Source organism: Spiroplasma endosymbiont of Zeiraphera isertana, assembly GCF_964030805.1.
Classification (GTDB): Bacteria; Bacillota_I; Bacilli_A; order Mycoplasmatales; family VBWQ01; genus Spiroplasma_E.
This window is the reverse complement of sequence record NZ_OZ034965.1, coordinates 741,029-766,084: the sequence shown is the minus strand read 5'-3', so window position 1 is coordinate 766,084 and position 25,056 is coordinate 741,029. Positions and strand designations below refer to the sequence as shown.

Sequence of the window (25,056 nt, the reverse complement as noted above, 5' to 3'; positions counted from 1 at the left end):
TGGCTGGTGTTGATACACTTACATCTTATTTTTTATCTTACTATCCATTTGGATTAAAAAGTATTATTGATTTATTACCTTCAAATAAATTAACACAAAAAAAGAATTAGATGAATATTTACCACTTGAAATTATTATTAAAAAATTAGAAAAACATTTAGAACTTAAAGAATATGAAAAATTAAATAAAATTAATTCGAACTTAGATAAGTTGTGTACTAATTTATCAACAATTATCAAAAAACATGATGTAATAAATCATATTAAAGATGAATTAAAAAATATTGATTTTAATGATGAATTTACTTTTGAAAAATTTAATTCTTTAATTAGTGCAGAAATCAGTAATGATTTTTTAAAAGAACTTTTAAATGAATTATCAAAAACTGATTTAAAAAATGAAGACTATTCTATTAAAGAAATTATAAAAAATAGTTTATCCAATACTAACTTTTTTTTGACAACATTATTAATAAATCATTTAGTTATTACTGCTTCTTCTGCTTATACTGCTGAAACATTAACATGAGAATCTTATAAAGAAGATATAGTATCAATTAATAATATTATTTCAACTATTGTTCGTGCTACAGTAATGAGATTTGTTAATGAATGTTTTATTAAAAATGCATTAAATACAATTTTTGAACCAGTAAAAAAATATTTTTGCCCTCAAAATAATGATCATACATTGGTACAATCATTTAAAAATTGAGTTAAAAATCAAAATAAATTAAGTCAATTAGGAGTCTTTATCGTTAGTTTTCTTTTTATTAGCGCCATTACTAATGCTATTAAAACTTATGCAGCAGATGTTACACAAAATAAAGGTGATTGAAAAAAAAGCTTGAATTCAATTTAAAGAAACATTTCCAAAATTAGGAATGGTATTATCAGCACTTGGTGTAACTAGTTCTGATTTATATAATTTAACAAATAAAATGAAACCAGCTTTTAAATTAATATATAAGCAAGAAGAGCAACAAAAAATTATTGATGAAGTATTATCTGAATTACCAAATATAATAAATCAAGCAAATGGAAATGCTGCTAGTGATGGAATAGGTTTTCTTACTAGAAAAATAAATGGTCATATTAATAATATTAATGAATGAGATGAAAATAATGTGCAAGATATAAATAACTCAGATAGAGAATATCTTATTCTTAATAATAATCGTAATCATGATCGTTCTCTTATCCAATGCGTAACTATCTAATTATATTAATATAGTAGACTTGGTGCAAAACTAAGGTAATTCAAAATTATATATTCCTGCTATTAAATTAAATCTTAATGCAAATCTTCTTATTTTATTGCGATATTTTAAACTTAAAATTTTAAAACGTTTTAGTTTAGCAAATACGTGTTCGATTTTAATTCTAATTTTACTTAAAGTTTTATTGTATTCTTTTTGAATTGGTGTTAATTGATTGTATTTACTTTTTTTAAATGGCAAAAATGTATTTTTATGAATATTTTGTATACCTTGATAACCTGAATCAACAAAAACTTGTTTTTCTGGATGAATAAAAGTTTTAGATTTTAGAAGCAATTTAAAATCATGAATGCTTCCAAAACAAAAAGCAGTTGAAATAATTTTTCCATTGGAAATATCAATAATTATTTGGGATTTGAGAGAATGATGTTTCTTTTTACCTGAAAAAAGTAATTTTAGTTTTTTTTAATTCTTTCAATTGGAGTTTCAGTAGCATCAATAGCTAACAAATTATTATTAGTACCTTTATTTTTTGTTAAATCTTTTTTTCCAGGTAAATTAAAAATTCCGCTTTTTATTAAAATATTTTCAATTCAAAAAATATTACGAATGCAACTAGTATGACTAATATTATATCTTTTTGCAATAACTCTATAACTACTATAGTCTTTTCAATATTCTAAAGTCATTAATAAACGCTCTTCAATTACAATTTTATTTTTTCTACCACCATAATATTTTTGTTTAGACTCAGCAATTTTTAAAATTTCAAGCATTTTATAAAATGTTTGTGGCTTTATGCCGACTAAACTATAAAATTCTTGATCATCTTTATATTTTTTCAACATAATAACTATCACCTTTAATATTAATAATAATCGTTAAATTGTTAAAATTAAAGGTTTTGCACCAAGTCTAGTGAAAAGATTCCTACTTTTAATGAAATTAAAAGTAGGAATTAACATATATGAAAAATATTTAAAAATATTAAAATCATTTTTATTTACAAAAAGTTTAAATTATAATAAATATTTTATACAATATTTCATTTTTTTTATTATAATTTAGTAGACTATTAATAAACATATTTTATAAGGAGTGAAATATATATAATGTTAAAAATGAAAGGTATTGGTGCTAGTAATGGCATTGCTCTAGCCAAAGCATTAATCTTAAAACATGAAACTATCAAAACTAATCCTAAAAAAATTAATGAAAAAGAAATAGAAGGAGAAGTTAAAAAGTTACATGATGCCTTAAAAATAGCAGGTGATGAAATTAAACAACTCATCCAAAATACAACAAAAACTTTGGGTGAAGAAAAAGCCGCTGTTTTTGAAGCTCATTTTTTAGTAACAACTGATCCAGTATTAATTGAAGATACTGAAAAGTTAATTAAAGAAGAAAAATATAATGCTGCTAATGCTTTAGAAAGTACTGCTAATAAAGCAATTGCAACATTTCAATCAATGGATGATGATTATTTTCGTGAACGTGCTGCTGATGTTATTGATGTTCGTGATCGAATTTTACGTAAAATTTTAAATATTAAAACTATTGATTTAAGTGCAATTAAAGAAGAAACAATTATTGTTAGTCATGATCTAACACCTTCAGAAACAAGTCAATTGAATCCTAAATTTGTTAAAGGATTTTTATGTGATATTGGTGGTAGAACTTCTCATGCAGCAATTATGGCTCGTAGTCTTGGTATTCCAGCGGTTCTTGGATTAAAAAATGTTACTACAAAAGTAAAAAATAATCAATTTTGTGTATTAGATGGTAATACTGGTGAAATTGAAATTGATTTAAATAGTAGTGAAAAAAATAAATGAGTTGCTAAACAAAACGCATGAATTGAAGAACAAAAAGAATTATTAGTATTTAAAGGTAAATTAACTAAAACCGGTGATAATCATGAAGTAAAGTTAGAAGCAAATATTGGTTCACCTAAAGATATGATTAAAGCAATTGAATATGATGCACAAGGAGTAGGACTTTTTAGAAGTGAATTTCTTTATATGGAAAGTAGTGATTTTCCAAGTGAAGATATTCAATTTGAAGAATATAAAAAAGTATTGTCTGCTACTAAACATAAAGTTGTTATTAGAACTTTAGATATTGGTGGTGATAAAGAATTATCATATTTAGATTTACCAAAAGAAATGAATCCTTTCCTTGGTTATCGTGCCATTCGTTTGTGTTTAGATCGTAAAGATATTTTTAAAACTCAATTACGTGCTTTAATTCGTGCTTCAGCTTTTGGTAAATTAGCTATTATGTTTCCAATGATTGCCACTGTTGAAGAATTTAAAGCAGCTAAAGCATTATATGAAACTTGCAAAAAAGAATTGATTAAAGAAAAAGTTAAAGTTAGTGATGATATTCAAGTTGGAATGATGATTGAAATTCCAGCAGCAGCAGTTAATGTCGAAACATTTGCTAAATATGCAGATTTCTTTTCAATTGGAACTAATGATTTAATTCAATATAGTTTAGCCGCTGATCGTATGTCAGAAAAAGTGTCTTATTTATATCAACCATATCATCCATCAATTTTACGTTTGATTAAGATGACAATTGATGGTGGACATAAATATAATCGTCCTGTTGCCATGTGTGGTGAAATGGCTGGTGATAAAATTGCTGTTCCACTACTAGTTGGTCTAGGGCTAGATGAATTTTCAATGTCTGCATCTAGTGTTTTAGAAACTAGAAAAATTATTAGTACTTTAAATAAAAAGGATACAGAAATATTAGCATCAAAAGCATTACAATGTGAAACCAATGAAGAAGTTAAATCATTAGTAGAAAAATTTTTATCAAAAAAATAAAAATATTATTTATTTTTAAAGTTACATTATTTAATGTTAAAATTATAAACATCTAATTTACATAATTTTGAGGAGAATCGACATATGTTTTTCAAGAAAAAAAAACAATTACCTTTATTAATTTATGCGCCAGTTACTGGTAAAGTTATTAACCTTAGTAAAGTTGAAGATCCAGTATTTGCTCAGGAAATGTTAGGGACTGGTTTTGCTATTATTCCTGAATATAAAGATAAAGATGGAGTTGAATTTGTATCACCATTTGATGGAAAATTAGCAACAGTATTTAATACAGGACATGCTTATGGTATTAAAGATGTAAATACAGGTATTGAATGTTTAGTTCATATTGGTATTGATACTGTTGAATTAGCTGGTAAGGGCTTTGATATTAAAGTTGAACAAGGTAAACCAATTAAAAAATCAGAAGTAATGGTAGTTGCTAATTTACAAGAAGTTAAGAATAAAGGTAAAAAAGTAACAACACCAATTGTTTTCACTAATGAAACAACGGAAGGTTATGTTGTAAAGCAAGTAGTAAAAGATGATGAACAAGTAACGGTTGGTCAATTAATTGCTGAAGTCACTAAGAAATAAATATTTTTATTAAAACAAAACCATTTAAGGTTTTGTTTTAATAAAAACAAAATTAATTTGATAAAATATTAGTAAGTATTTATATATTATTGGAGGGTATCATTTATTATGGATAATTTTTGGCAACATTATTGATGAGCAGTACTTATTGTAGTTTTAGCTATGTTAATAATACTTTATATTTTATATAGAATTTATCAAATTTTCCATATTGATTATCACTGAGAACTGAATCGTCATTTTCCACAATGAAGTAATGAGGGAATCATTACTAGGGATAACTATTTTTTACATACTGAATTTAAATTTGTTGATAATAGTAAATATATTATTATTGGTATTCATGGTATGGGTGCCTCTTTAACAGACTTTAAAACAGCTGCTAAGTTTTTTACTAAACATGGTATTTCATTTTTAAGTTTTGATCAACGAGGTTGAGGAGAAAATGAAAAATGAAAATATCATACTTTAGGAACAACTATTAATGATATTAAAGATATTATAACGGTTTTGAATGAACGTTATCCTAATAAAAAAATTTTATTAATGGGTGAATCATTAGGTTCGGCATTAACAGCATTAGCAATTAAAAGATTACCAAAAATGATTGATGGTGCAATTTTAACTAATTTTGTTACTAAGAAACAAATATTTAAAATAAAACCTTCATTAGTTTGTCATGCAATTTGAGGATTTCTATTTTATAAACATCATCCATTAACTATTACTTTTGATATGGAAACAATTTCTATTAACTCTAATTATATTAAACAAGGGAAAATTAGAGCAATGACTAATATGAAATTTACATTATTATTTTCTTTACAAGCACAAAAATTAAGTAAACAAGTACCAAAAAATCTTAATAATGCTAAATGTCCGGTTTTGGTTGTTCAATCTGCAAAAGATATATTTGCCGATTTTGATAAAATTGAAAAAAATAATAAACGTTGAAGACAGGGGATAACTTATAGTTTTTATGAAGAAGGTAATCATGCAATTTTAAATGAACCCAATATTAATATTATTTTAGAAGATGTTTTAACTTGAATAGAAAAAGAACATATATAATGATTATTTATGTTATTAGATCAAAAAAAATAATTAGAAAATTTAAAAATAGTAAATAATAGTTGATTGAGTAATTTTTACTTTATAGTTATAATAGTATTTATAATTTAATAATTGTTCATACCTAGTATAGTAATTTAACTATACTAGGTTTTATTAAATTAAAATTATATGTGAAAAGGAAGATAAAAATTATGAATATTATTGCAGATCAAAAAGAATTAATGAATAGAATTGAAGGTTTATTAGAAGAAATTGAAAATAAAATTTAAGTAGAAAGAAGAATTGATAAAACTAAAAAAGAAATATTAGGTGATATTTCAGATTCTGTAGGTACTCCTGCCTATATGCAAACAGCTGGACTAGTACAATATATTAAACAACAATTAAACGAGGAGAAGTCAAAAACAAATCCTAATATTAAACAATTAATGTCAATTATGTCAGAACTTAATGAAGTAAAAGAAAAAATAGATGTCACAGGTCAAGAGTATAATTGACGTAATGCTAGAAAATATCAAACATCTAATAATCCTGAATTTTTAAAAAGAATTGAAAACCTTAAAGTTGACTGTTTAGAAATTCGCGAAGAATATTTAATTAATAATTCTAATCAACTGGCAGAAAACCAATCATCAGCATCTAATCAAAGTCCTGTAAGACAACATTCATTGTAAAAATAATGCCTTAATTAAGGCATTATTTTTTATATATTAAATTTAATTATTTTTTAAATTGAAAACTAATATTATCTAAATCAATTGCTAAACTACAACCAGCAATTAAATTTGGTGATGAAGTAACACGTGCATTTCATTGATAATAAGTATTATTATCATCGTGGTATACATAAAGATCAATAATTGGAAGTTGAATAATAAGATCAGAAATTGCTACAACATTATAAGGATTTTGTAGTTCATATTTAATATTTTTATTAGTAGTAATATTATTAGTATCACCAGTGAGATTATTATTTTCTTTATATGTACCCATATTATTAATTGATAGTTTAGAATTATTAAAATTAAATTTAGGATAAAGTTGTGAAAATTGTTCTCAATTTTTTGCATATTTAGTTCAATTTAAAATGATTTGTTGATCACTATTTTTTAATCAATAATTTTTATTAATATTGCTAAAGTCTTCTTTATAATGATAGTTAATATTTTGATTTATATTTTGGACATTTCATTTTGTATAGTAAATTGCTACTAAGTTATTATCATTATCAAAAATAAAATTTAATGAGTAATCTTTTATATTTAGGAAAAGAGGTGAATTTTTAATAAAGTTAAAGATGTTAGTATTTTCAACAATTAAGTTAATAATATTATTTGTTAATTGGTTACTAATTAGTTTGTTTAAACTGCTTTTATTAATGAATTGTTGGCTGATATTATAAGCTATTGCTAAAGAAATTTTATTATTAATAGCAGCATCAGCAATGTAATATAGTCCTAAGTTCTCACTAAGATTGTTATTATTTTCAATTTTAGAAGCACCAGCAATGTTAGAAATATCAATATTTTGTCCAAGACCACCAAATTGTAAATATGTTCAATTATTGTCACCAACAAAATAATTTTGTTGATATTCACTAAAATTGTAAGCATCAGAATAATTTTTTAATTTTCACAAAAAATCTTGATATTACTTTTAATTTAAAATTAAAAGTAATATTTTTATATCAGGGGTGATTTTTTGTGACTAATAATGAATTAATTGATGTTTTAAAAAACAAAAAAGATGAAGAATTTATAAAAATTATTAGACATTTTAAAAATAGAATTAAACAAATTGAGAAAAAAGAAAAATTAGATGCAATTGATAAAAAATTTAAAGAAAAAGGAATTCAATGTCCAAATTGTAAATCTTATTGATGTGTAAAAAATGGTTTTAAGAATAATAAGCAAAAATATTTATGCAAAGATTGTAAAAGTAGCTTTGATGCTTTAAGAAATCATTTTTTACATTGAAGTCATTTATCTCATGAACAATGAGATTGAATAATTTGATTGTCATTGTTAGGTCAATCTGCTTATACTATTTCTCAATTTGCTAAAATTTCAAAAACATCAGCATGATTTAATCGTCAAAAATTTATGAAATCATCACAATTAGCAAAAACACAAAAACCATTCACAAAATTAAAAGGTAGAATTGAAATTGATGAAACTTTTATCAAAGAAATTCATAAAGGAAATTTCAAAAATCCAGATGATCCAAGAAAAAAATGAATTGAAGAAAATGCTAAAGATTTAAACTGTTGTATTGAAATGGCAATTGATGAAAATAAAAATATTTATGCTCAAACAACAAATACTAAAAGATTAACAAAAAAATGAGTACAAGAAAATTTAACATCTAAGCTTATCGAAGAAAAATCAATTATAGTTTGTGATATGCAAATACTATATGATACAGTAGCTAAACAAACAAAATGTACTCTCAAGAAATTTAAATCAAAAGAAAATAAAGAATTAAATTATAAAAATTTAAGTAATATCAGTAAAATACAATCAAGTTTAAAAGAATTTATTACTCATTATCATGGCATTGGATTTACCAATATTCAAAATTACCTCAATTTATGAAAATTTAAATACCAACATTATAAAATATCACCTTATGCAAAATCTGAAGCATTATATTTCAGTTTGTAAAAAAAATAAATCCCAAAATTAAATAAAATCAAATTTTAGGCCAGGTTGATGATTTTTTTTATTTCATCAAGAGTTTTTTTGAAAATTAAAAGAATAATTAGGATTGCTTTTAAGTGATGTTACTTTCTTCTTGGTAATCATTTCTTGTTTTGTATTTTCAATATCTGATTTATCTTTATTAGGAATAGTAACTTTGGTATTATAAACTAGGTTACCTGTTGTATCTACTAAGAAGACGTTTCTAGCATTGGTAAAAGTATAACTTTTTAATGCTGAAGTATCATAACTATAAAATTTATGATCGGTTGTTGATTGGTTAGTAATTCAGTCACTATTATTTAAATATTGATATTGATTATTAAATAATGATGTTTGATTAGCTGTGGCATTTGCTTTTTGTAAATCATTTTTGTTAGTATTAAAGTGATTCACACTAGTTAAAATAGTGGTACTTGTTGCTAGTGAAAAAATACCAACTGTTAAAATATTTATTGTTTTTCTCATATTTTATACCTTTAAAGTTAATATATAATTTTAATAAAGATATAAAGTTTATATTATCATTAAAATTATAACGATATTAAACTATCGTTATTTATATTATAGTACTTTTAGTGAAATTCTACAATGTGATTAGGGAAAATTAGTAACTACTCTTTCGATTTATTAATAGAATTTAATATATCATCTGAAAGTATTGATTTAATAAATTTTTCAGTTAAATATATATCTTTTTTAGTTTTAATATGCTCATCCGTAATTAACTTGTATAAATCATCAATATTATAAATGAATTTTGAAAACATTTCATGAGTTCTTATTTCATTAATATGTTTTTGTTCTGCGTTATTTATTTGTATAAGATAATAATTAAATTTATTTAAAATAATATTATAGACTTGGTGAAAAACCTTTAATTTTAACAATTTAACGATTATTATTAATATTAAAGGTGATAGTTATTATGTTGAAAAAATATAAAGATGATCAAGAATTTTATAGTTTAGTCGGCATAAAGCCACAAACATTTTATAAAATGCTTGAAATTTTAAAAATTGCTGAGTCTAAACAAAAATATTATGGTGGTAGAAAAAATAAAATTGTAATTGAAGAGCGTTTATTAATGACTTTAGAATATTGAAAAGACTATAGTAGTTATAGAGTTATTGCAAAAAGATATAATATTAGTCATACTAGTTGCATTCGTAATATTTTTTGAATTGAAAATATTTTAATAAAAAGCGGAATTTTTAATTTACCTGGAAAAAAAGATTTAACAAAAAATAAAGGTACTAATAATAATTTGTTAGCTATTGATGCTACTGAAACTCCAATTGAAAGAATTAAAAAAAACTAAAATTACTTTTTTCAGGTAAAAAGAAACATCATTCTCTCAAATCCCAAATAATTATTGATATTTCCAATGGAAAAATTATTTCAACTGCTTTTTGTTTTGGAAGCATTCATGATTTTAAATTGCTTCTAAAATCTAAAACTTTTATTCATCCAGAAAAACAAGTTTTTGTTGATTCGGGTTATCAATGTATACAAAATATTCATAAAAATACATTTTTGCCATTTAAAAAAAGTAAATACAATCAATTAACACCAATTCAAAAAGAATGCAATAAAACTTTAAGTAAAATTAGAATTAAAATTGAACACGTATTTGCTAAACTAAAACGTTTTAAAATTTTAAGTTTAAAATATCGCAATAAAATACGAAGATTTGCATTAAGATTTAATTTAATAGCAGGAATATATAATTTTGAATTACCTTAGTTTTGCACCAAGTCTTATGTATAAAATTTTCAATTTTTTTATTTAAATCATCATTTTTTTGATTTTCAAAATAAATTCTAATTAAATCTTCTTTTATATTTTCAAATAATTCATCACGTAACTTTTCCATATGAAATAAAGTTATTAATGGAAAGATACCACTATTTCTTATATTATTGACATTCTTAGCTTTTATTAGTGTAGTTTTACCTTCTTCATTCATATCAGCAATATAAATATTTTCATTTAAATTAGGTATTAAAAATGGTGAATGAGAAGTCATTAAAATAAATACATTATTATTATTTGTAAAATTTAATTTCAAATAATTAGCTAATTCATATTGCAATAATATATGTAAACTTTTATCAGGTTCATCTACTAATAATATAGTTCTTCCATATCGATTTTTATCTCAATCTTTCACGACTTCTAGCATTATTATTAATCATAAAAATGCTTTAAATCCTGAACTTTGATAAATAGTTTCTGAAGTTGAAAAATATCTATTTTCTTTTCCTCTTATAATTATTTGAAATATTTGATCATCAATAACTATTTCCGGTATTACATTAACAGTAAAATTTTTAAAAATATTTGTAAAACATTTTTTAGCTCGTCTTGCTAATTTATCTTTTAAACTTCTAATATTAGTTCTATTGGAATCAGAGGTTGACAAATTAATTATTTGTTCTATATTTTTAATTGTATCTTGGCCAAACATATTTAAAATTTTCTTAAATGTTGGATCTAATGTTTCAATATTTTTTATGCTTTGTATCGGATATTCAAATAAGATATTATTATCTATTTCTAGGTTATTAGAAAATAAAATATTAGGTCTAATTTTAAATATTTTTTCTATTTCAATTCATTTATCAATAGATAAACATAATAAATTTTTTATTTCTTTAGTAAGTCCTTTTTTAGTAGAGTTTTTAATTTCATTTTTAGAATTTTCAATATCCATATTAAGTTTTCAAAATTTATATTGATTTATTTTTTCTTCAACAAAAATTCCATTAGGTCAATTTTCTTTATATTTTGAAACTATTTTTTCAGTTATTTTAGTTAAATCTGTTAAACCATTTTTACTAATATTTAGCTCTTTATAAAATAAATCTTTGTATTTACCAAAATGTCTTGATAAAGATTTGGATAGGTTACACTTTATTGGACACTAATTACGTAGACAAGTGAACAAATTAGTTAAAAGAAAGGAACTATAATTATGGCCAATATTAACTCATATACCGACGAATTTAAGAAACAAATAGTAGCTTTATATCAAAGTGGTAAGTCAGTGTCTTGTCTTGCTAAAGAATATAATGTTACAAGAGCAGCTACTTATAATTGAATTAAGCAATTTACTAATTCAGGTATTTTTAAATCTAAAGATAATCGTTCTGTTGAAGAAAATGAATTAATTAAATTAAGAAAAGAATTAAAACAGTTACGAATGGAAAATGATATTTTAAAGCAAGCAGCACTAATAATAGGCAGAAAATAGAGATTATTATCAATAATAAATGTAAATATAAAATTCGTACAATAGACTTGGTGCAAAACCTTTAATTTTAACAATTTAACGATTATTATTAATATTAAAGGTGATAGTTATTATGTTGAAAAAATATAAAGATGATCAAGAATTTTATAGTTTAGTCGGCATAAAGCCACAAACATTTTATAAAATGCTTGAAATTTTAAAAATTGCTGAGTCTAAACAAAAATATTATGGTGGTAGAAAAAATAAAATTGTAATTGAAGAGCGTTTATTAATGACTTTAGAATATTGAAAAGACTATAGTAGTTATAGAGTTATTGCAAAAAGATATAATATTAGTCATACTAGTTGCATTCGTAATATTTTTTGAATTGAAAATATTTTAATAAAAAGCGGAATTTTTAATTTACCTGGAAAAAAAGATTTAACAAAAAATAAAGGTACTAATAATAATTTGTTAGCTATTGATGCTACTGAAACTCCAATTGAAAGAATTAAAAAAAACTAAAATTACTTTTTTCAGGTAAAAAGAAACATCATTCTCTCAAATCCCAAATAATTATGGATATTTCCAATGGAAAAATTATTTCAACTGCTTTTTGTTTTGGAAGCATTCATGATTTTAAATTGCTTCTAAAATCTAAAACTTTTATTCATCCAGAAAAACAAGTTTTTGTTGATTCAGGTTATCAAGGTATACAAAATATTCATAAAAATACATTTTTGCCATTTAAAAAAAGTAAATACAATCAATTAACACCAATTCAAAAAGAATACAATAAAACTTTAAGTAAAATTAGAATTAAAATTGAACACGTATTTGCTAAACTAAAACGTTTTAAAATTTTAAGTTTAAAATATCGCAATAAAATACGAAGATTTGCATTAAGATTTAATTTAATAGCAGGAATATATAATTTTGAATTACCTTAGTTTTGCACCAAGTCTAATGTAAAAAATGATTTCTTAAAGCATCAAAGCTACTTTTACAATCTTTGCATAAATATTTTTGCTTATTATTCTTAAAACCATTTTTTACACATCAATAAGATTTACAATTCGGACATTGAATTCCTTTTTCTTTAAATTTTTTATCAATTGCATCTAATTTTTCTTTTTTCTCAATTTGTTTAATTCTATTTTTAAAATGTCTAATAATTTTTATAAATTCTTCATCTTTTTTGTTTTTTAAAACATCAATTAATTCATTATTAGTCACAAAAAATCACCCCTGATATAAAAATATTACTTTTAATTTTAAATTAAAAGTAATATCAAGATTTTTTGTGAAAATTAAAAACAAGTTCTTTCACTATATGCAAAAGGTATGACAGTATCTGACATTAGAATGCAGTTGCAAGAGTTATATCATGGTGCAGATATTAGTGAAAGTGTTATTAGTCAAATTACTGATGATGTTATTGATGATGTCAAAGCATGGCAAAATCGGCCATTAGAAAGTATTTATCCGATTGTTTATTTTGATTGTATAGTAGTTAAAGTACGACAAGATAAACGGATTATTAACAAATCAGTTTATATAGCACTAGGAGTTGATTTAGAAGGTAAAAAAGATGTTTTAGGTTTATGAATTAGTGAAAATGAAGGTTCTAAATTTTGATTATCTAATTTTACAGAAATGAAAAATCGAGGCTTAAATGATATTCTTATTGCTTGTAGTGATAATTTAACAGGCATGTCAGAAGCAATACAATCAGTTTATCCTAAAACCGAACATCAATTATGCATAGTTCATCAAATTAGAAATAGTTTAAAATATGTTTCATACAAACATCGAAAATCTCTAGTTACAGATTTAAAACCAATTTATAGTGCATGTAGTGAAGAACAAGCAATGCAAGCTTTAGAATCGTTTGAAAATAAATGAAATAAACAATATCCTCAAATTACTAAATCTTGATATAAAAATTGAGATAATTTAATGGTTTTTATTAGTTATCCACCAGAAATTAAAAGAGTAATTTATACTACAAATGCTATTGAATCTGTTAATAGTCAATTACGAAAAGTTATTAGAAATAAAAAAGTTTTTCCTAACGATATGGCAGTTTTCAAAATATTTTACTTAGCAATTGAAAATATAACAAAAAAATGAACAATGCCTATTCAAAATTGAAATACAGCAATTGCTCATTTTATGATAAAATTTGAAGACAGAATTAATCTAAACTAGTACCTTGTAAAACAAAGATACACAGATTACATAAAAGCCTCATTTGTTTCTTGAATTCGTCGGTATATGAGTTAATATTGGCCATAATTATAGTTCCTTTCTTTTAACTAATTTGTTCACTTGTCTACGTAATTAGTGTCCAATAAAGTGTAACCTATCCAGTATATTAATTTTTATTTTATCAATATTGACTATCATCTTTTCTGTATTTACTGAATTTTGATATGTTAATAGTACTAATAAAGATAATTTTTATAATTCTATAGTATTACAAAACTTTGATGTAATGTTATCATTTTGGTCTTCTCAAACAATATTTATTGTTAATATTTGATTTTTATTTTCTTTAATTTATCATCAAAAAGAGCAGACAAATATATTCACTAATATTTATAGTCAAATTAATTTAACAATATACATAACTATTACTGCCCTTATTTTTTGAGTGGGGATATTTATTGATAGTGTTTCAAAGTTAGATTTAGAACTTAATTGATTTTGAAAATTGAATAATTTATCTTTATTTTGTTCCTTTTTAGATCATTTAGTATCACCAATATTGATGATTATTTTTTTAATTTTAACGTTTAGAAAAAACAAATTTAATATCAATATTAAAAAACAATTTATATTAGTGGTTATTTATCCAATTATTTATCTAACTTATATTTATATTAGAGCCTGTATTTTACAAGCAAATGATGTTAAAAATTTTATTTATCCTTATAACATCCTCAACTTTAATTATTCAATTATTGGAATTCCGTTATGAATTAATAGTATCTTAGTTATAATGTTAATTATTAGTACTATTATTAGTACTACATTATTTTATTTGTGAATTAATAAATTTTATTATAAAACAATTAAAGAACAAATAATAATGCAAATAAAGTAATATTTCTGCTAAATATTAACAATAAATATTAAGCTGATTCATGGTAAAATATAAATATATATTTTAAAATAGGTGAGGTAAGATGGCATTCTTAAAAAGAATCGAAGCATATGGTTTTAAGTCATTTGCAGAGCCTTTAACAATAGAATTTGATACTAATATTGTAGGTATTGTTGGCCCTAATGGTTCTGGGAAGTCTAATATTAATGATGCTATTCGTTGAGTTTTAGGTGAACAATCAGTTAAATCATTACGTGGTGAAAATAGTGAAGATATAATTTTTAATGGTGCTAAAGGAAAACAACCATTAAATAGTGCTCAAGTTACTTTAGTTTTTGATAATACTAATAAAATATTTAAAGTTGATTTTAATGAAGTACAAATTACTAGAAAAACTTTTCGTAATAGTTCAGAAAATGAATATTACATTAATAAAGCTCGTGTTCGTTTAAAAGATGTACAAGAAATTATTATGGGTACAGGTTTAGCTAAAGGTTCACTTGCAATTATTAGTCAAGGTAATGTTTCACGATTTGCTGATTCTAAGCCAGAATAAAGAAGAACTTTATTTGAATAGGCTGCTGGTGTTTCAAAATACAAAAAGAGGAAAGAAGAGTCATTACGTAAATTAGAGCGTACTAATGAAAATTTAGTTCGAGTTAATGATATTATTAGTGAAATAAGTAGAAAAATTGAACCATTAGCAAAACAAGCACAGAAAGCTAAAACTTATGTTGAATTACGTGATAATTTAAAAAAATATGAAATTACTATTATTGTTAAAGATTTGGAGACATATCATAATCAATTAAAACTTACAACAGTTAGTATAAATGATAATGAAATTTTACAACAACAACTTAATTTAAATATTAGTAAGAATGAACAACAATTAAAATTTTTAAAAAACAAAAGTTATGATTTAGATAAAAACATTAATAGTTTAGAAATGAATTTATCTAATGTTAATAGTTTATTGCAAGTTTTAGAACAACAAAAATCGTTAATGAAAACAAAACAAAGTGAAATAAAAGATCAAACAGAAGTTGAAAAATTAAAAAATGAAATTGAAACTTTGATTACTATTATTGAACAAAAAAACTTTTTTACAAAAAAAAAGAACAAGAAAATTTTGATAAAATTAATAATTTATGGCTTTTCTCCCTTTATGTACTATTTTTAATTTTATCACATAAATGCTGAGAAAAGCCTATCTACGGACTTCTCCCCACATTTTTAAATCAAACATAACATTACAGTTTCAAAACTAGGTATGTTATTGAATTTATATGCTGATTCTTTTGCATATAAATGAACATGATGTTTTTCAACTTTGATATGTGTTTTAAATGTTCGTCTGATGTGCTTTCATGCCGATTCAATCTGGTTTATGTTTACACCAGTTTTTGAGACATAGCCATCTTGATGGTTAACTGTTTCATGCTTAGTGAAAACTGATTTAAAATGGCGATATCCTTTTCAAGAATCAGTATGTACATCACACTTTGAAGAAATGTGGTTTCTTGCAAATTGCAAAAGATTTTTTTGATTTGCATTTTTCAACACTTTCACAATTAAATTATTGGTTGTTTTTTCATAAATCCCAACAATCAAAGTTTTATTTTTTAAGGATCTTCCTTGTTTTTTAAAACCCATATGTGAAAGATACATTTCATCCATTTGCACTATGCCCTCAACAATGAATTGAGGTTCTTGTTTTGCAATTGCACTTCGGATTTTATGACCCATTCTTCAAGCAGTTTTCAAAGTTACTCCCAATTCTTTTGCAACATCAGTTGATGGAATTCCATGTTTGGTGTTTATTCATCTAAAGATGAGATAAAACCAAGATGTCAAAGGTGTTTGTGACTTGTAAAAAATGGTGTCATGAAGAATACTAAATGTTTGATGACATTTCAAACATCTTATTCTTCTTAAATCAGAAGTATTCAAATTTGTTCAAGAACACCTCATACATTTGTTTTCCTTCAAACTTGCTATATATTTCAAACAATCTTTTTCTGTTTGAAATATATTGTTGAACTCATTCAATTTCATTGTTTCCTCCACAAGTACATGTGGGGAGAAGTCCGTAATTTATTTGAAGAACTAAATGTTCAACATCAAGATTTAATTTTAGGACAAAATAATATTCATCGTGGTTTAGGTGAAAAAAAAGCACAATTAGAATCGGTAATTAATTATCAACAACGACAAAATCAAAAATATTTGGGTGTTCAAACAATTTTAAATAATAAAGATAAACTATATGGCATCATTGGAGTAGTGAGTGATTTAATTTCGGTGCCCGATCTTTATAGTGAAGCGATTGTTAAAGTATTGGGCAATACTTTAAAAAACATTGTTACGGCGACTAACAAATATGCAACCAAGGCTGTTGAATTTTTAAAACAAAATAAAGCGGGAATTGCCACTTTTTTACCTTTAAATTCAATTCAAGTTCGAACAACGACTAAAGAAGAGGTAATGTTTAGTAATCTGTGTAACTTACAAAAATAACTATGTTTAATTAATTCTAGTAAATATAATTAAATGACCAGAAAGAGTGAGTTACAAATGGTTAAAAAACAAAACATTAATAATAATGATCCAATATCACAAGCAGTAGATTTATTACTAGAAAATACTGAAGATTTAACAACAGTTTTTAAAGAAGGAGGTTTATATAAAGAATTAACAAAAAGATTAGTGGAAAAAATGTTGAATTCTGAAATGCAAAATTATTTAGGATATGAAAAAAATCAACATAGTAATAGTGAAAATGCTCGTAATGGCATAACTTCAAAAAAATTAATAACTCAAGAAGGTAAAATTGAAATTGATGTACCACGAGATCGTAATAGTAATTTTACTCCTGTAATAGTGCCAAAAAGACAAAGAAGATTTGATGGTTTTGATCAAAAAGTTCTTTCACTATATGCAAAAGGTATGACAGTATCTGACATTAGAATGCAGTTGCAAGAGTTATATCATGGTGCAGATATTAGTGAAAGTGTTATTAGTCAAATTACTGATGATGTTATTGATGATGTCAAAGCATGGCAAAATAGACCATTAGAAGGTATTTATCCGATTGTTTATTTTGATTGTATAGTAGTTAAAGTACGACAAGATAAACGGATTATTAACAAATCAGTTTATATAGCACTAGGAGTTGATTTAGAAGGTAAAAAAGATGTTTTAGGTTTATGAATTAGTGAAAATGAAGGTTCTAAATTTTGATTATCTAATTTTACAGAAATGAAAAATCGAGGCTTAAATGATATTCTTATTGCTTGTAGTGATAATTTAACAGGCATGTCAGAAGCAATACAATCGGTTTATCCTAAAACCGAACATCAATTATGCATAGTTCATCAAATTAGAAATAGTTTAAAATATGTTTCATACAAACATCGAAAATCTCTAGTTACAGATTTAAAACCAATTTATAGTGCATGTAGTGAAGAACAAGCAATGCAAGCTTTAGAATCGTTTGAAAATAAATGAAATAAACAATATCCTCAAATGACTAAATCTTGATATAAAAATTGAGATAATTTAATGATTTTTATTAGTTATCCTCCAGAAATCAAAAAAGTAATTTATACTACAAATGCTATTGAATCTGTTAATAGTCAATTACGAAAAGTTATTAGAAATAAAAAAGTTTTTCCTAACGATATGGCGGTTTTCAAAATATTTTACTTAGCAATTGAAAATATAACAAAAAAATGAACAATGCCTATTCAAAATTGAAATACAGCAATTGCTCATTTTATGATAAAATTTGAAGACAGAATTAATCTAAACTAGTACCTTGTAAAACAAAGATACACAGATTACATAAAAGCCTCAAAGAAGATGAAATTATTGTTAATAGTAAATCGGGTTATTTAAGTTTTGCTCATCATTTAGTTACAGCAGTTGATAATAGAATTCAGCCCATTATTAATTTTCTTTTAGGTCGTACTATTATTTGTGAAGACTTAGAAAGCGCAAGAGTTATTTCACAATTAATTGCTGCTAAATACCAATGTGTAACTTTAGATGGTCAATTAATTCAAGCTGGTGGTGCTCTTGTTGGGGGTTATCAACATCAAAATAGTATTAATGTTTTTAAAGAAAAGTTAATAGTTTCTGAATTAAAAGAAGAAATTAAATCATTAGAACAACAATTAGTTAATATAAATGTCCAAAGAACAAGTATTGAAAGCGAATTAAATAATTATCAAGGTCAAAAGTTGACAATTACTTTAACAATAAATAAACTGATTAGTGAAATTAGTGATATCACTAATCAATCACAATTATTAACTACTCAATATCAAACATTAACTGGTAAAAAATTAGATATTGATACTAAAAAACAATTAAATGATATTTTTATTACAATAGACTTGGTGCAAAACCAAGGTAATTCAAAATTATATATTCCTGCTATTAAATTAAATCTTAATGCAAATCTTCGTATTTTATTGCGATATTTTAAACTTAAAATTTTAAAACGTTTTAGTTTAGCAAATACGTGTTCAATTTTAATTCTAATTTTACTTAAAGTTTTATTGTATTCTTTTTGAATTGGTGTTAATTGATTGTATTTACTTTTTTTAAATGGCAAAAATGTATTTTTATGAATATTTTGTATACCTTGATAACCCGAATCAACAAAAACTTGTTTTTCTGGATGAATAAAAGTTTTAGATTTTAGAAGCAATTTAAAATCATGAATGCTTCCAAAACAAAAAGCAGTTGAAATAATTTTTCCATTGGAAATATCAATAATTATTTGGGATTTGAGAGAATGATGTTTATTTTTACCTGAAAAAAGTAATTTTAGTTTTTTGAATTCTTTCAATTGGAGTTTCAGTAGCATCAATAGCTAACAAATTATTATTAGTACCTTTATTTTTTGTTAAATCTTTTTTTCCAGGTAAATTAAAAATTCCGCTTTTTATTAAAATATTTTCAATTCAAAAAATATTACGAATGCAACTAGTATGACAAATATTATATCTTTTTGCAATAACTCTATAACTACTATAGTCTTTTCAATATTCTAAAGTCATTAATAAACGCTCTTCAATTACAATTTTATTTTTTCTACCACCATAATATTTTTGTTTAGACTCAGCAATTTTTAAAATTTCAAGCATTTTATAAAATGTTTTTGGCTTTATGCCGACTAAACTATAAAATTCTTGATCATCTTTATATTTTTTCAACATAATAACTATCACCTTTAATATTAATAATAATCGTTAAATTGTTAAAATTAAAGGTTTTGCACCAAGTCTATTATATAAATATTTTTTTTGCCTTATACAAAAGAAGTTACTACTAAATATTCAATGCGTTTATATGAATATTTACGTAGTTATTTATATATGAATGCTAAAACAAAAAAACACCAATTTATGTTCATGAATGAGATTTGGAAAAATTGTCAAAAATTTTAAATTTAAGTTTAAAAAGTAGTTATTTTAAACAGATAAATATGTTAAAAACAAGAATTTTAGAACCAGTGAAAAAAGACTTAGAAAATACTGATATTATTTTTACTTATGAATTGATAAAAGTTGGACGAAAATATAGCAAAATTATTTTAAATACGCATTTGGATTTAGGAAAATATAATTCTCAAAATCCTGAACTTGAAAAAGTACCAACTAAAAAAGAATATAAAGAGTATGCAAATAAATCAAAGCTAGTGGTAAAAAATTTTGAAAAACAAAAAAGTAAAATAATTGAAAAATCCATTTTAAGTGATGAAGAAGTAAAAAAAATTATGCAAGATTTTGATGAACATTAAATGATTTTTTATTATGACCCTTTATAGTGATTATTAAATTTAAATCCTAAAATAATAATTGTAGAGATTAAGATTATTGAATCTAAACTTACAACTTCTCAATTTTTTATAAATATTCCATAAGCTATTCATAAAAAACAAGATAATAATTGAATTCATAACATAAAAAAAGATAAATCACGTACTCTTTTTGTTTTAATAATTTTTATAATTTGAGGTAAAAATATAAAACTATTTAAAGCAACTGCTAATCAACCAATTATTTCTACATTCATAGTATTCACCTTTCTTTTTGTTTTCCTTTAAAATAAAACAACGATATATGAGACAATTCATATATCGTTGTTTTTAAAATTACGATTTTTAAATAATAGACTTGGTGCAAAACTAAGGTAATTCAAAATTATATATTCCTGCTATTAAATTAAATCTTAATGCAAATCTTCGTATTTTATTGCGATATTTTAAACTTAAAATTTTAAAACGTTTTAGTTTAGCAAATACGTGTTCAATTTTAATTCTAATTTTACTTAAAGTTTTATTGTATTCTTTTTGAATTGGTGTTAATTGATTGTATTTACTTTTTTTAAATGGCAAAAATGTATTTTTATGAATATTTTGTATACCTTGATAACCTGAATCAACAAAAACTTGTTTTTCTGGATGAATAAAAGTTTTAGATTTTAGAAGCAATTTAAAATCATGAATGCTTCCAAAACAAAAAGCAGTTGAAATAATTTTTCCATTGGAAATATCAATAATTATTTGGGATTTGAGAGAATGATGTTTCTTTTTACCTGAAAAAAGTAATTTTAGTTTTTTTTAAGGCTTTTATCCCTTTATGTACTATTTTTAAATTTTATCACATAAATGGAGATAAAAGCCTACCTAGGAAATTATCCCTGCATGTATTTAAATCAAACACAAAATTACAGTTTCAAAACTCGGTATGTTATTGAATTTATATGCTGATTCTTTTGCATATAAATGAATATTGTGTTTTGAAACTCTTATGTGTGTTCGGAAAGTTCGTCGGATGTGCTTTCATGCTGATTCAATCTGGTTTGTGTTTACACCTGTTGGTGACACATACCCAACTTCATGATTTACGATTTCATGTTTGGGATAGAAGTTTTTGAAACTTACATATCCCTTCCAAGAATCCGTAAATAGACAGCACTCAGTAAAAATGTGTTTCAATGCAAATCTTAAAAGGTTTTTTTCATCTGCATTTTTCAGCACATTCACGATTAGTTTGTTGCTGGTTTTCTCATAAACTCCAACAATCAAAGTTTTATTCAACAAGGATCTTCCTTGTTTTTTAAAACCTAAATGCGAAAGATACATTTCATCCATCTGTGCTGTGCCATCAACAATGAAACCCGCATCTTGATTTCCAATTCTAGTCCTGATTTCATGACACATTCTTCAAGCTGTTTTATAGGTCACACCCAATTCCCTTGCAACATCGGTTGCTGGTATGCCATGCTTTGTGTTTATTCATCTAAAGATGAGATAAAACCAAGATGTCATTTGGGTCTGTGACTTATAAAAAATGGTTCCATAAAGAATACTAAATGTTTGGTTACAGTTCAAACATCGTATTCTTCTCAAATCAGAAGTATTCAAACTAGAAGAAGCACACCTGATGCATTTCATTATTTTCAACTTCGCTATATATTTCAAACAATCGTTTTCAGTTTGAAATATGCTATTGAATTCATTTCAATTCATTTTTTCCTCCACACTAGTACATGTGGGGATAATTTCCTTTTTTAATTCTTTCAATTGGAGTTTCAGTAGCATCAATAGCTAACAAATTATTATTAGTACCTTTATTTTTTGTTAAATCTTTTTTTCCAGGTAAATTAAAAATTCCGCTTTTTATTAAAATATTTTCAATTCAAAAAATATTACGAATGCAACTAGTATGACTAATATTATATCTTTTTGCAATAACTCTATAACTAATATAGTCTTTTCAATATTCTAAAGTCATTAATAAACGCTCTTCAATTACAATTTTATTTTTTCTACCACCATAATATTTTTGTTTAGACTCAGCAATTTTTAAAATTTCAATCATTTTATAAAATGTTTGTGGCTTTATGCCGACTAAACTATAAAATTCTTGATCATCTTTATATTTTTTCAACATAATAACTATCACCTTTAATATTAATAATAATCGTTAAATTGTTAAAATTAAAGGTTTTGCACCAAGTCTATTGAAGTCATTTATCTCATGAACAATGAGATTGAATAATTTGATTGTCATTGTTAGGTCAATCTGCTTATACTATTTCTCAATTTGCTAAAATTTCAAAAACATCAGCATGATTTAATCGTCAAAAATTTATGAAATCATCACAATTAGCCAAAACACAAAAACCATTCACAAAATTAAAAGGTAGAATTGAAATTGATGAAACTTTTATCAAAGAAATTCACAAAGGAAATTTCAAAAATCCAGATGATCCAAGAAAAAAATGAATTGAAGAAAATGCTAAAGATTTAAACTGTTGTATTGAAATGGCAATTGATGAAAATAAAAATATTTATGCTCAAACAACAAATACTAAAAGATTAACAAAAAAATGAGTACAAGAAAATTTAACATCTAAGCTTATCGAAGAAAAATCAATTATAGTTTGTGATATGCAAATACTATATGATATGATACAGTAGCTAAACAAACAAAATTTACTCTCAAGAAATTTAAATCAAAAGAAAATAAAGAATTAAATTATAAAAATTTAAGTAATATCAGTAAAATACAATCAAGTTTAAAAGAATTTATTACTCATTATCATGGCATTGGATTTACCAATATTCAAAATTACCTCAATTTATGAAAATTTAAATACCAACATTATAAAATATCACCTTATGCAAAATCTGAAGCATTATATTTCAGTTTGTAAAAAAAATAAATCCAAAAATTAAATAAAATCAAATTTTAGGCCAGGTTGATGATTTTTTTATTTCATCAAGAGTTTTTTTGAAAATTAAAGAGGCTTTTATGTAATCTGTGTATCTTTGTTTTACAAGGTACTAGTTTAGATTAATTCTGTCTTCAAATTTTATCATAAAATGAGCAATTGCTGTATTTCAATTTTGAATGGGCATTGTTCATTTTTTTGTTATATTTTCGATTGCTAAGTAAAATATTTTAAAAACCGCCATATCGTTAGGAAAAACTTTTTTATTTCTTATAACTTTTCGTAATTGACTATTAACAGATTCAATAGCATTTGTGGTATAAATCACTCTTTTGATTTCTGCAGGATAACTAATAAAAACCATTAAATTATCTCAATTTTTATATCAGGATTTAGTAATTTGAGGATATTGTTTATTTCATTTATTTTCAAACAATTCTAAAGCTTGCGTTGCTTGTTCTTCACTACATGCACTATAAATTGGTTTTAAATCTGCAACTAGTGCTTTTCGATGTTTGTATGAAACATATTTTAAACTATTTCTAATTTGATGAACTATGCATAATTGATGTTCGGTTTTAGGATAAACTGATTGTATTGCTTCTGACATGCCTGTTAAATTATCGCTACAAGCAATAAGAATATCATTTAAGCCTCGATTTTTCATTTCTGTAAAATTAGATAATCAAAATTTAGAACCTTCATTTTCACTAATTCATAAACCTAAAACATCTTTTTTACCTTCTAAATCAACTCCTAGTGCTATATAAACTGATTTGTTAATAATCCGTTTATCTTGTCGTACTTTAACTACTATACAATCAAAATAAACAATCGGATAAATACTTTCTAATGGCCGATTTTGCCATGCTTTGACATCATCAATAACATCATCAGTAATTTGACTAATAACACTTTCACTAATATCTGCACCATGATATAACTCTTGCAACTGCATTCTAATGTCAGATACTGTCATACCTTTTGCATATAGTGAAAGAACTTTTTGATCAAAACCATCAAATCTTCTTTGTCTTTTTGGCACTATTACAGGAGTAAAATTACTATTACGATCTCGTGGTACATCAATTTCAATTTTACCTTCTTGAGTTATTAATTTTTTTGAAGTTATGCCATTACGAGCATTTTCACTATTACTATGTTGATTTTTTTCATATCCTAAATAATTTTGCATTTCAGAATTCAACATTTTTTCCACTAATCTTTTTGTTAATTCTTTATATAAACCTCCTTCTTTAAAAACTGTTGTTAAATCTTCAGTATTTTCTAGTAATAAATCTACTGCTTGTGATATTGGATCATTATTATTAATGTTTTGTTTTTTAACCATTTGTAACTCACTCTTTCTGGTCATTTAATTATATTTACTAGAATTAATTAAACATAGTTATTTTTGTAAGTTACACAGATTACTAAACATTACCAAATTAAAACTAGCAACCGCTCCACTTAATACTGCTGATATTACTGTTGTAGATAAATTCATTTTTTATTCCTCCAATTGTATTTTATTTG

33 protein-coding genes and 1 pseudogene are annotated in these 25,056 nt (G+C 24.0%); 20 read left to right on the top strand and 14 right to left on the bottom strand.

Annotated elements, in window-relative coordinates:
- Nucleotides 1-211 precede the first annotated feature (211 nt).
- Together AAHM78_RS05275 and AAHM78_RS05270 are read left to right on the top strand one after the other, a co-directional pair.
- The gene (locus tag AAHM78_RS05275) at nucleotides 212-862 is read left to right on the top strand and encodes a hypothetical protein (RefSeq protein WP_342254603.1); all 651 of its coding nucleotides are present in this window, start codon (nucleotides 212-214) and stop codon (nucleotides 860-862) included.
- Nucleotides 813-1,220, top strand: coding sequence for a hypothetical protein (locus tag AAHM78_RS05270; RefSeq protein ID WP_342254602.1), 408 nt, complete (start codon nucleotides 813-815; stop codon nucleotides 1,218-1,220). Before AAHM78_RS05275 ends, AAHM78_RS05270 begins: the two co-directional genes overlap by 50 nt.
- 30 nt (nucleotides 1,221-1,250) lie before the next feature.
- Here AAHM78_RS05270 and AAHM78_RS05265 read toward each other — a convergent pair whose 3' ends face one another.
- Nucleotides 1,251-1,616, bottom strand: a complete 366-nt coding sequence (locus AAHM78_RS05265) for a transposase family protein (protein WP_342254958.1) — start codon at nucleotides 1,614-1,616, stop codon at nucleotides 1,251-1,253.
- Nucleotides 1,617-1,675: 59 nt separating this feature from the next.
- Nucleotides 1,676-2,068, bottom strand: coding sequence for a transposase family protein (locus AAHM78_RS05260; protein ID WP_342252835.1), 393 nt, complete (start codon nucleotides 2,066-2,068; stop codon nucleotides 1,676-1,678).
- Nucleotides 2,069-2,329: 261 nt separating this feature from the next.
- Between AAHM78_RS05260 and ptsP the strand changes: the two genes are divergently transcribed.
- From ptsP to AAHM78_RS05240, 4 genes are all read left to right on the top strand, one after another.
- Nucleotides 2,330-4,054: a phosphoenolpyruvate--protein phosphotransferase gene (gene ptsP, locus AAHM78_RS05255; protein ID WP_425289790.1), complete on the top strand. Its 1,725-nt coding sequence runs from the start codon at nucleotides 2,330-2,332 to the stop codon at nucleotides 4,052-4,054.
- A gap of 84 nt (nucleotides 4,055-4,138) precedes the next feature.
- Nucleotides 4,139-4,648 (top strand): glucose PTS transporter subunit IIA, encoded by a 510-nt coding sequence (locus AAHM78_RS05250; protein ID WP_342254600.1) that lies wholly within the window; start codon nucleotides 4,139-4,141, stop codon nucleotides 4,646-4,648.
- A gap of 108 nt (nucleotides 4,649-4,756) precedes the next feature.
- Complete coding sequence (locus AAHM78_RS05245; protein WP_342254599.1) at nucleotides 4,757-5,719, top strand: alpha/beta hydrolase; 963 nt, start codon at nucleotides 4,757-4,759, stop codon at nucleotides 5,717-5,719.
- A 347-nt stretch (nucleotides 5,720-6,066) separates the two neighbouring features.
- Nucleotides 6,067-6,396 (top strand): hypothetical protein, encoded by a 330-nt coding sequence (locus AAHM78_RS05240; RefSeq protein ID WP_342254598.1) that lies wholly within the window; start codon nucleotides 6,067-6,069, stop codon nucleotides 6,394-6,396.
- A 46-nt stretch (nucleotides 6,397-6,442) separates the two neighbouring features.
- Here AAHM78_RS05240 and AAHM78_RS05235 read toward each other — a convergent pair whose 3' ends face one another.
- Entirely contained in the window at nucleotides 6,443-7,360 is a 918-nt protein-coding gene (locus AAHM78_RS05235; RefSeq protein WP_342254597.1) for a hypothetical protein, read from the bottom strand.
- A 65-nt stretch (nucleotides 7,361-7,425) separates the two neighbouring features.
- On the opposite strand from AAHM78_RS05235, the gene AAHM78_RS05230 reads away from it, so the two are divergent.
- A complete protein-coding gene (locus tag AAHM78_RS05230; protein ID WP_342252847.1) occupies nucleotides 7,426-8,385 on the top strand; it encodes an IS1595 family transposase in 960 nt (319 codons plus the stop codon).
- 18 nt (nucleotides 8,386-8,403) lie between these two features.
- Here the strand turns inward: AAHM78_RS05230 and AAHM78_RS05225 are convergent, their stop codons facing one another.
- Nucleotides 8,404-8,889, bottom strand: coding sequence for a hypothetical protein (locus tag AAHM78_RS05225; protein ID WP_342254596.1), 486 nt, complete (start codon nucleotides 8,887-8,889; stop codon nucleotides 8,404-8,406).
- 460 nt (nucleotides 8,890-9,349) lie between these two features.
- On the opposite strand from AAHM78_RS05225, the gene AAHM78_RS05220 reads away from it, so the two are divergent.
- Together AAHM78_RS05220 and AAHM78_RS05215 are read left to right on the top strand one after the other, a co-directional pair.
- Entirely contained in the window at nucleotides 9,350-9,742 is a 393-nt protein-coding gene (locus AAHM78_RS05220) for a transposase family protein (protein ID WP_342252835.1), read from the top strand.
- 50 nt (nucleotides 9,743-9,792) lie between these two features.
- Entirely contained in the window at nucleotides 9,793-10,167 is a 375-nt protein-coding gene (locus AAHM78_RS05215) for a transposase family protein (protein WP_342255045.1), read from the top strand.
- Here the strand turns inward: AAHM78_RS05215 and AAHM78_RS05210 are convergent.
- The gene (locus tag AAHM78_RS05210) at nucleotides 10,127-11,137 is read right to left on the bottom strand and encodes an AAA family ATPase (RefSeq protein ID WP_342254595.1); all 1,011 of its coding nucleotides are present in this window, start codon (nucleotides 11,135-11,137) and stop codon (nucleotides 10,127-10,129) included. The two genes, AAHM78_RS05215 and AAHM78_RS05210, sit on opposite strands and share 41 nt — an antisense overlap.
- 261 nt (nucleotides 11,138-11,398) lie before the next feature.
- Here AAHM78_RS05210 and AAHM78_RS05205 point away from each other — a divergent pair, with 261 nt between their 5' ends.
- From AAHM78_RS05205 to AAHM78_RS05195, 3 genes are all read left to right on the top strand, one after another.
- Nucleotides 11,399-11,677 carry a transposase gene (locus AAHM78_RS05205; RefSeq protein ID WP_342254594.1) on the top strand — a complete coding sequence of 93 codons (279 nt, stop codon included), beginning with the start codon at nucleotides 11,399-11,401 and terminating at the stop codon, nucleotides 11,675-11,677.
- A 112-nt stretch (nucleotides 11,678-11,789) separates the two neighbouring features.
- Entirely contained in the window at nucleotides 11,790-12,182 is a 393-nt protein-coding gene (locus AAHM78_RS05200; protein ID WP_342252835.1) for a transposase family protein, read from the top strand.
- Between the two features lie 53 nt (nucleotides 12,183-12,235).
- Nucleotides 12,236-12,607: a transposase family protein gene (locus tag AAHM78_RS05195; RefSeq protein WP_342254570.1), complete on the top strand. Its 372-nt coding sequence runs from the start codon at nucleotides 12,236-12,238 to the stop codon at nucleotides 12,605-12,607.
- A gap of 13 nt (nucleotides 12,608-12,620) precedes the next feature.
- Here the strand turns inward: AAHM78_RS05195 and AAHM78_RS05190 are convergent, their stop codons facing one another.
- A complete protein-coding gene (locus AAHM78_RS05190) occupies nucleotides 12,621-12,893 on the bottom strand; it encodes an IS1/IS1595 family N-terminal zinc-binding domain-containing protein (protein WP_342252841.1) in 273 nt (90 codons plus the stop codon).
- A 78-nt stretch (nucleotides 12,894-12,971) separates the two neighbouring features.
- On the opposite strand from AAHM78_RS05190, the pseudogene AAHM78_RS05185 reads away from it, so the two are divergent.
- From AAHM78_RS05185 to AAHM78_RS05175, 3 genes and pseudogenes are all read left to right on the top strand, one after another.
- Nucleotides 12,972-13,868: pseudogene (locus AAHM78_RS05185) on the top strand (IS256 family transposase); the annotation flags it as partial.
- 980 nt (nucleotides 13,869-14,848) lie between these two features.
- On the top strand, nucleotides 14,849-15,322 hold the full coding sequence (locus AAHM78_RS05180) for an AAA family ATPase (RefSeq protein WP_342254593.1): 474 nt from the start codon (nucleotides 14,849-14,851) through the stop codon (nucleotides 15,320-15,322).
- Between the two features lie 393 nt (nucleotides 15,323-15,715).
- A complete protein-coding gene (locus AAHM78_RS05175) occupies nucleotides 15,716-15,949 on the top strand; it encodes a hypothetical protein (protein ID WP_342254592.1) in 234 nt (77 codons plus the stop codon).
- Between the two features lie 53 nt (nucleotides 15,950-16,002).
- Here AAHM78_RS05175 and AAHM78_RS05170 read toward each other — a convergent pair whose 3' ends face one another.
- Complete coding sequence (locus AAHM78_RS05170) at nucleotides 16,003-16,824, bottom strand: IS1595 family transposase (protein WP_342252843.1); 822 nt, start codon at nucleotides 16,822-16,824, stop codon at nucleotides 16,003-16,005.
- A gap of 18 nt (nucleotides 16,825-16,842) precedes the next feature.
- On the opposite strand from AAHM78_RS05170, the gene AAHM78_RS05165 reads away from it, so the two are divergent.
- Both AAHM78_RS05165 and AAHM78_RS05160 read left to right on the top strand, forming a co-directional pair.
- Entirely contained in the window at nucleotides 16,843-17,286 is a 444-nt protein-coding gene (locus AAHM78_RS05165) for a hypothetical protein (RefSeq protein WP_342254591.1), read from the top strand.
- A 57-nt stretch (nucleotides 17,287-17,343) separates the two neighbouring features.
- Nucleotides 17,344-18,582 (top strand): IS256 family transposase, encoded by a 1,239-nt coding sequence (locus tag AAHM78_RS05160; protein ID WP_342255044.1) that lies wholly within the window; start codon nucleotides 17,344-17,346, stop codon nucleotides 18,580-18,582.
- Nucleotides 18,583-18,994: 412 nt separating this feature from the next.
- On the opposite strand, the gene AAHM78_RS05155 is transcribed toward AAHM78_RS05160, so the two are convergent.
- Nucleotides 18,995-19,642, bottom strand: a complete 648-nt coding sequence (locus AAHM78_RS05155) for a transposase family protein (RefSeq protein WP_342255043.1) — start codon at nucleotides 19,640-19,642, stop codon at nucleotides 18,995-18,997.
- Nucleotides 19,584-19,994 (bottom strand): transposase family protein, encoded by a 411-nt coding sequence (locus AAHM78_RS05150; RefSeq protein WP_342254590.1) that lies wholly within the window; start codon nucleotides 19,992-19,994, stop codon nucleotides 19,584-19,586. The genes AAHM78_RS05155 and AAHM78_RS05150 overlap by 59 nt, the downstream gene beginning before the upstream one ends.
- 215 nt (nucleotides 19,995-20,209) lie before the next feature.
- Here AAHM78_RS05150 and AAHM78_RS05145 point away from each other — a divergent pair, with 215 nt between their 5' ends.
- Complete coding sequence (locus AAHM78_RS05145) at nucleotides 20,210-20,578, top strand: hypothetical protein (RefSeq protein ID WP_342254540.1); 369 nt, start codon at nucleotides 20,210-20,212, stop codon at nucleotides 20,576-20,578.
- Between the two features lie 11 nt (nucleotides 20,579-20,589).
- On the opposite strand, the gene AAHM78_RS05140 is transcribed toward AAHM78_RS05145, so the two are convergent.
- The 4 genes from AAHM78_RS05140 to AAHM78_RS05125 form a co-directional block, all read right to left on the bottom strand.
- Nucleotides 20,590-20,853 carry a SemiSWEET family sugar transporter gene (locus AAHM78_RS05140; protein WP_342254197.1) on the bottom strand — a complete coding sequence of 88 codons (264 nt, stop codon included), beginning with the start codon at nucleotides 20,851-20,853 and terminating at the stop codon, nucleotides 20,590-20,592.
- Nucleotides 20,854-20,965: 112 nt separating this feature from the next.
- Nucleotides 20,966-21,331, bottom strand: coding sequence for a transposase family protein (locus AAHM78_RS05135; RefSeq protein ID WP_342254958.1), 366 nt, complete (start codon nucleotides 21,329-21,331; stop codon nucleotides 20,966-20,968).
- Between the two features lie 159 nt (nucleotides 21,332-21,490).
- Nucleotides 21,491-22,207: an IS1595 family transposase gene (locus AAHM78_RS05130; protein WP_342254241.1), complete on the bottom strand. Its 717-nt coding sequence runs from the start codon at nucleotides 22,205-22,207 to the stop codon at nucleotides 21,491-21,493.
- A gap of 118 nt (nucleotides 22,208-22,325) precedes the next feature.
- A complete protein-coding gene (locus AAHM78_RS05125) occupies nucleotides 22,326-22,736 on the bottom strand; it encodes a transposase family protein (RefSeq protein WP_342254589.1) in 411 nt (136 codons plus the stop codon).
- Nucleotides 22,737-22,792: 56 nt separating this feature from the next.
- On the opposite strand from AAHM78_RS05125, the gene AAHM78_RS05120 reads away from it, so the two are divergent.
- Both AAHM78_RS05120 and AAHM78_RS05115 read left to right on the top strand, forming a co-directional pair.
- Nucleotides 22,793-23,266 (top strand): hypothetical protein, encoded by a 474-nt coding sequence (locus tag AAHM78_RS05120; protein WP_342254588.1) that lies wholly within the window; start codon nucleotides 22,793-22,795, stop codon nucleotides 23,264-23,266.
- Nucleotides 23,230-23,502 (top strand): hypothetical protein, encoded by a 273-nt coding sequence (locus tag AAHM78_RS05115; RefSeq protein ID WP_342254587.1) that lies wholly within the window; start codon nucleotides 23,230-23,232, stop codon nucleotides 23,500-23,502. Before AAHM78_RS05120 ends, AAHM78_RS05115 begins: the two co-directional genes overlap by 37 nt.
- A 130-nt stretch (nucleotides 23,503-23,632) precedes the next feature.
- Here the strand turns inward: AAHM78_RS05115 and AAHM78_RS05110 are convergent, their stop codons facing one another.
- Nucleotides 23,633-24,871 carry an IS256 family transposase gene (locus AAHM78_RS05110; RefSeq protein WP_342255042.1) on the bottom strand — a complete coding sequence of 413 codons (1,239 nt, stop codon included), beginning with the start codon at nucleotides 24,869-24,871 and terminating at the stop codon, nucleotides 23,633-23,635.
- Nucleotides 24,872-25,056 lie beyond the last annotated feature (185 nt).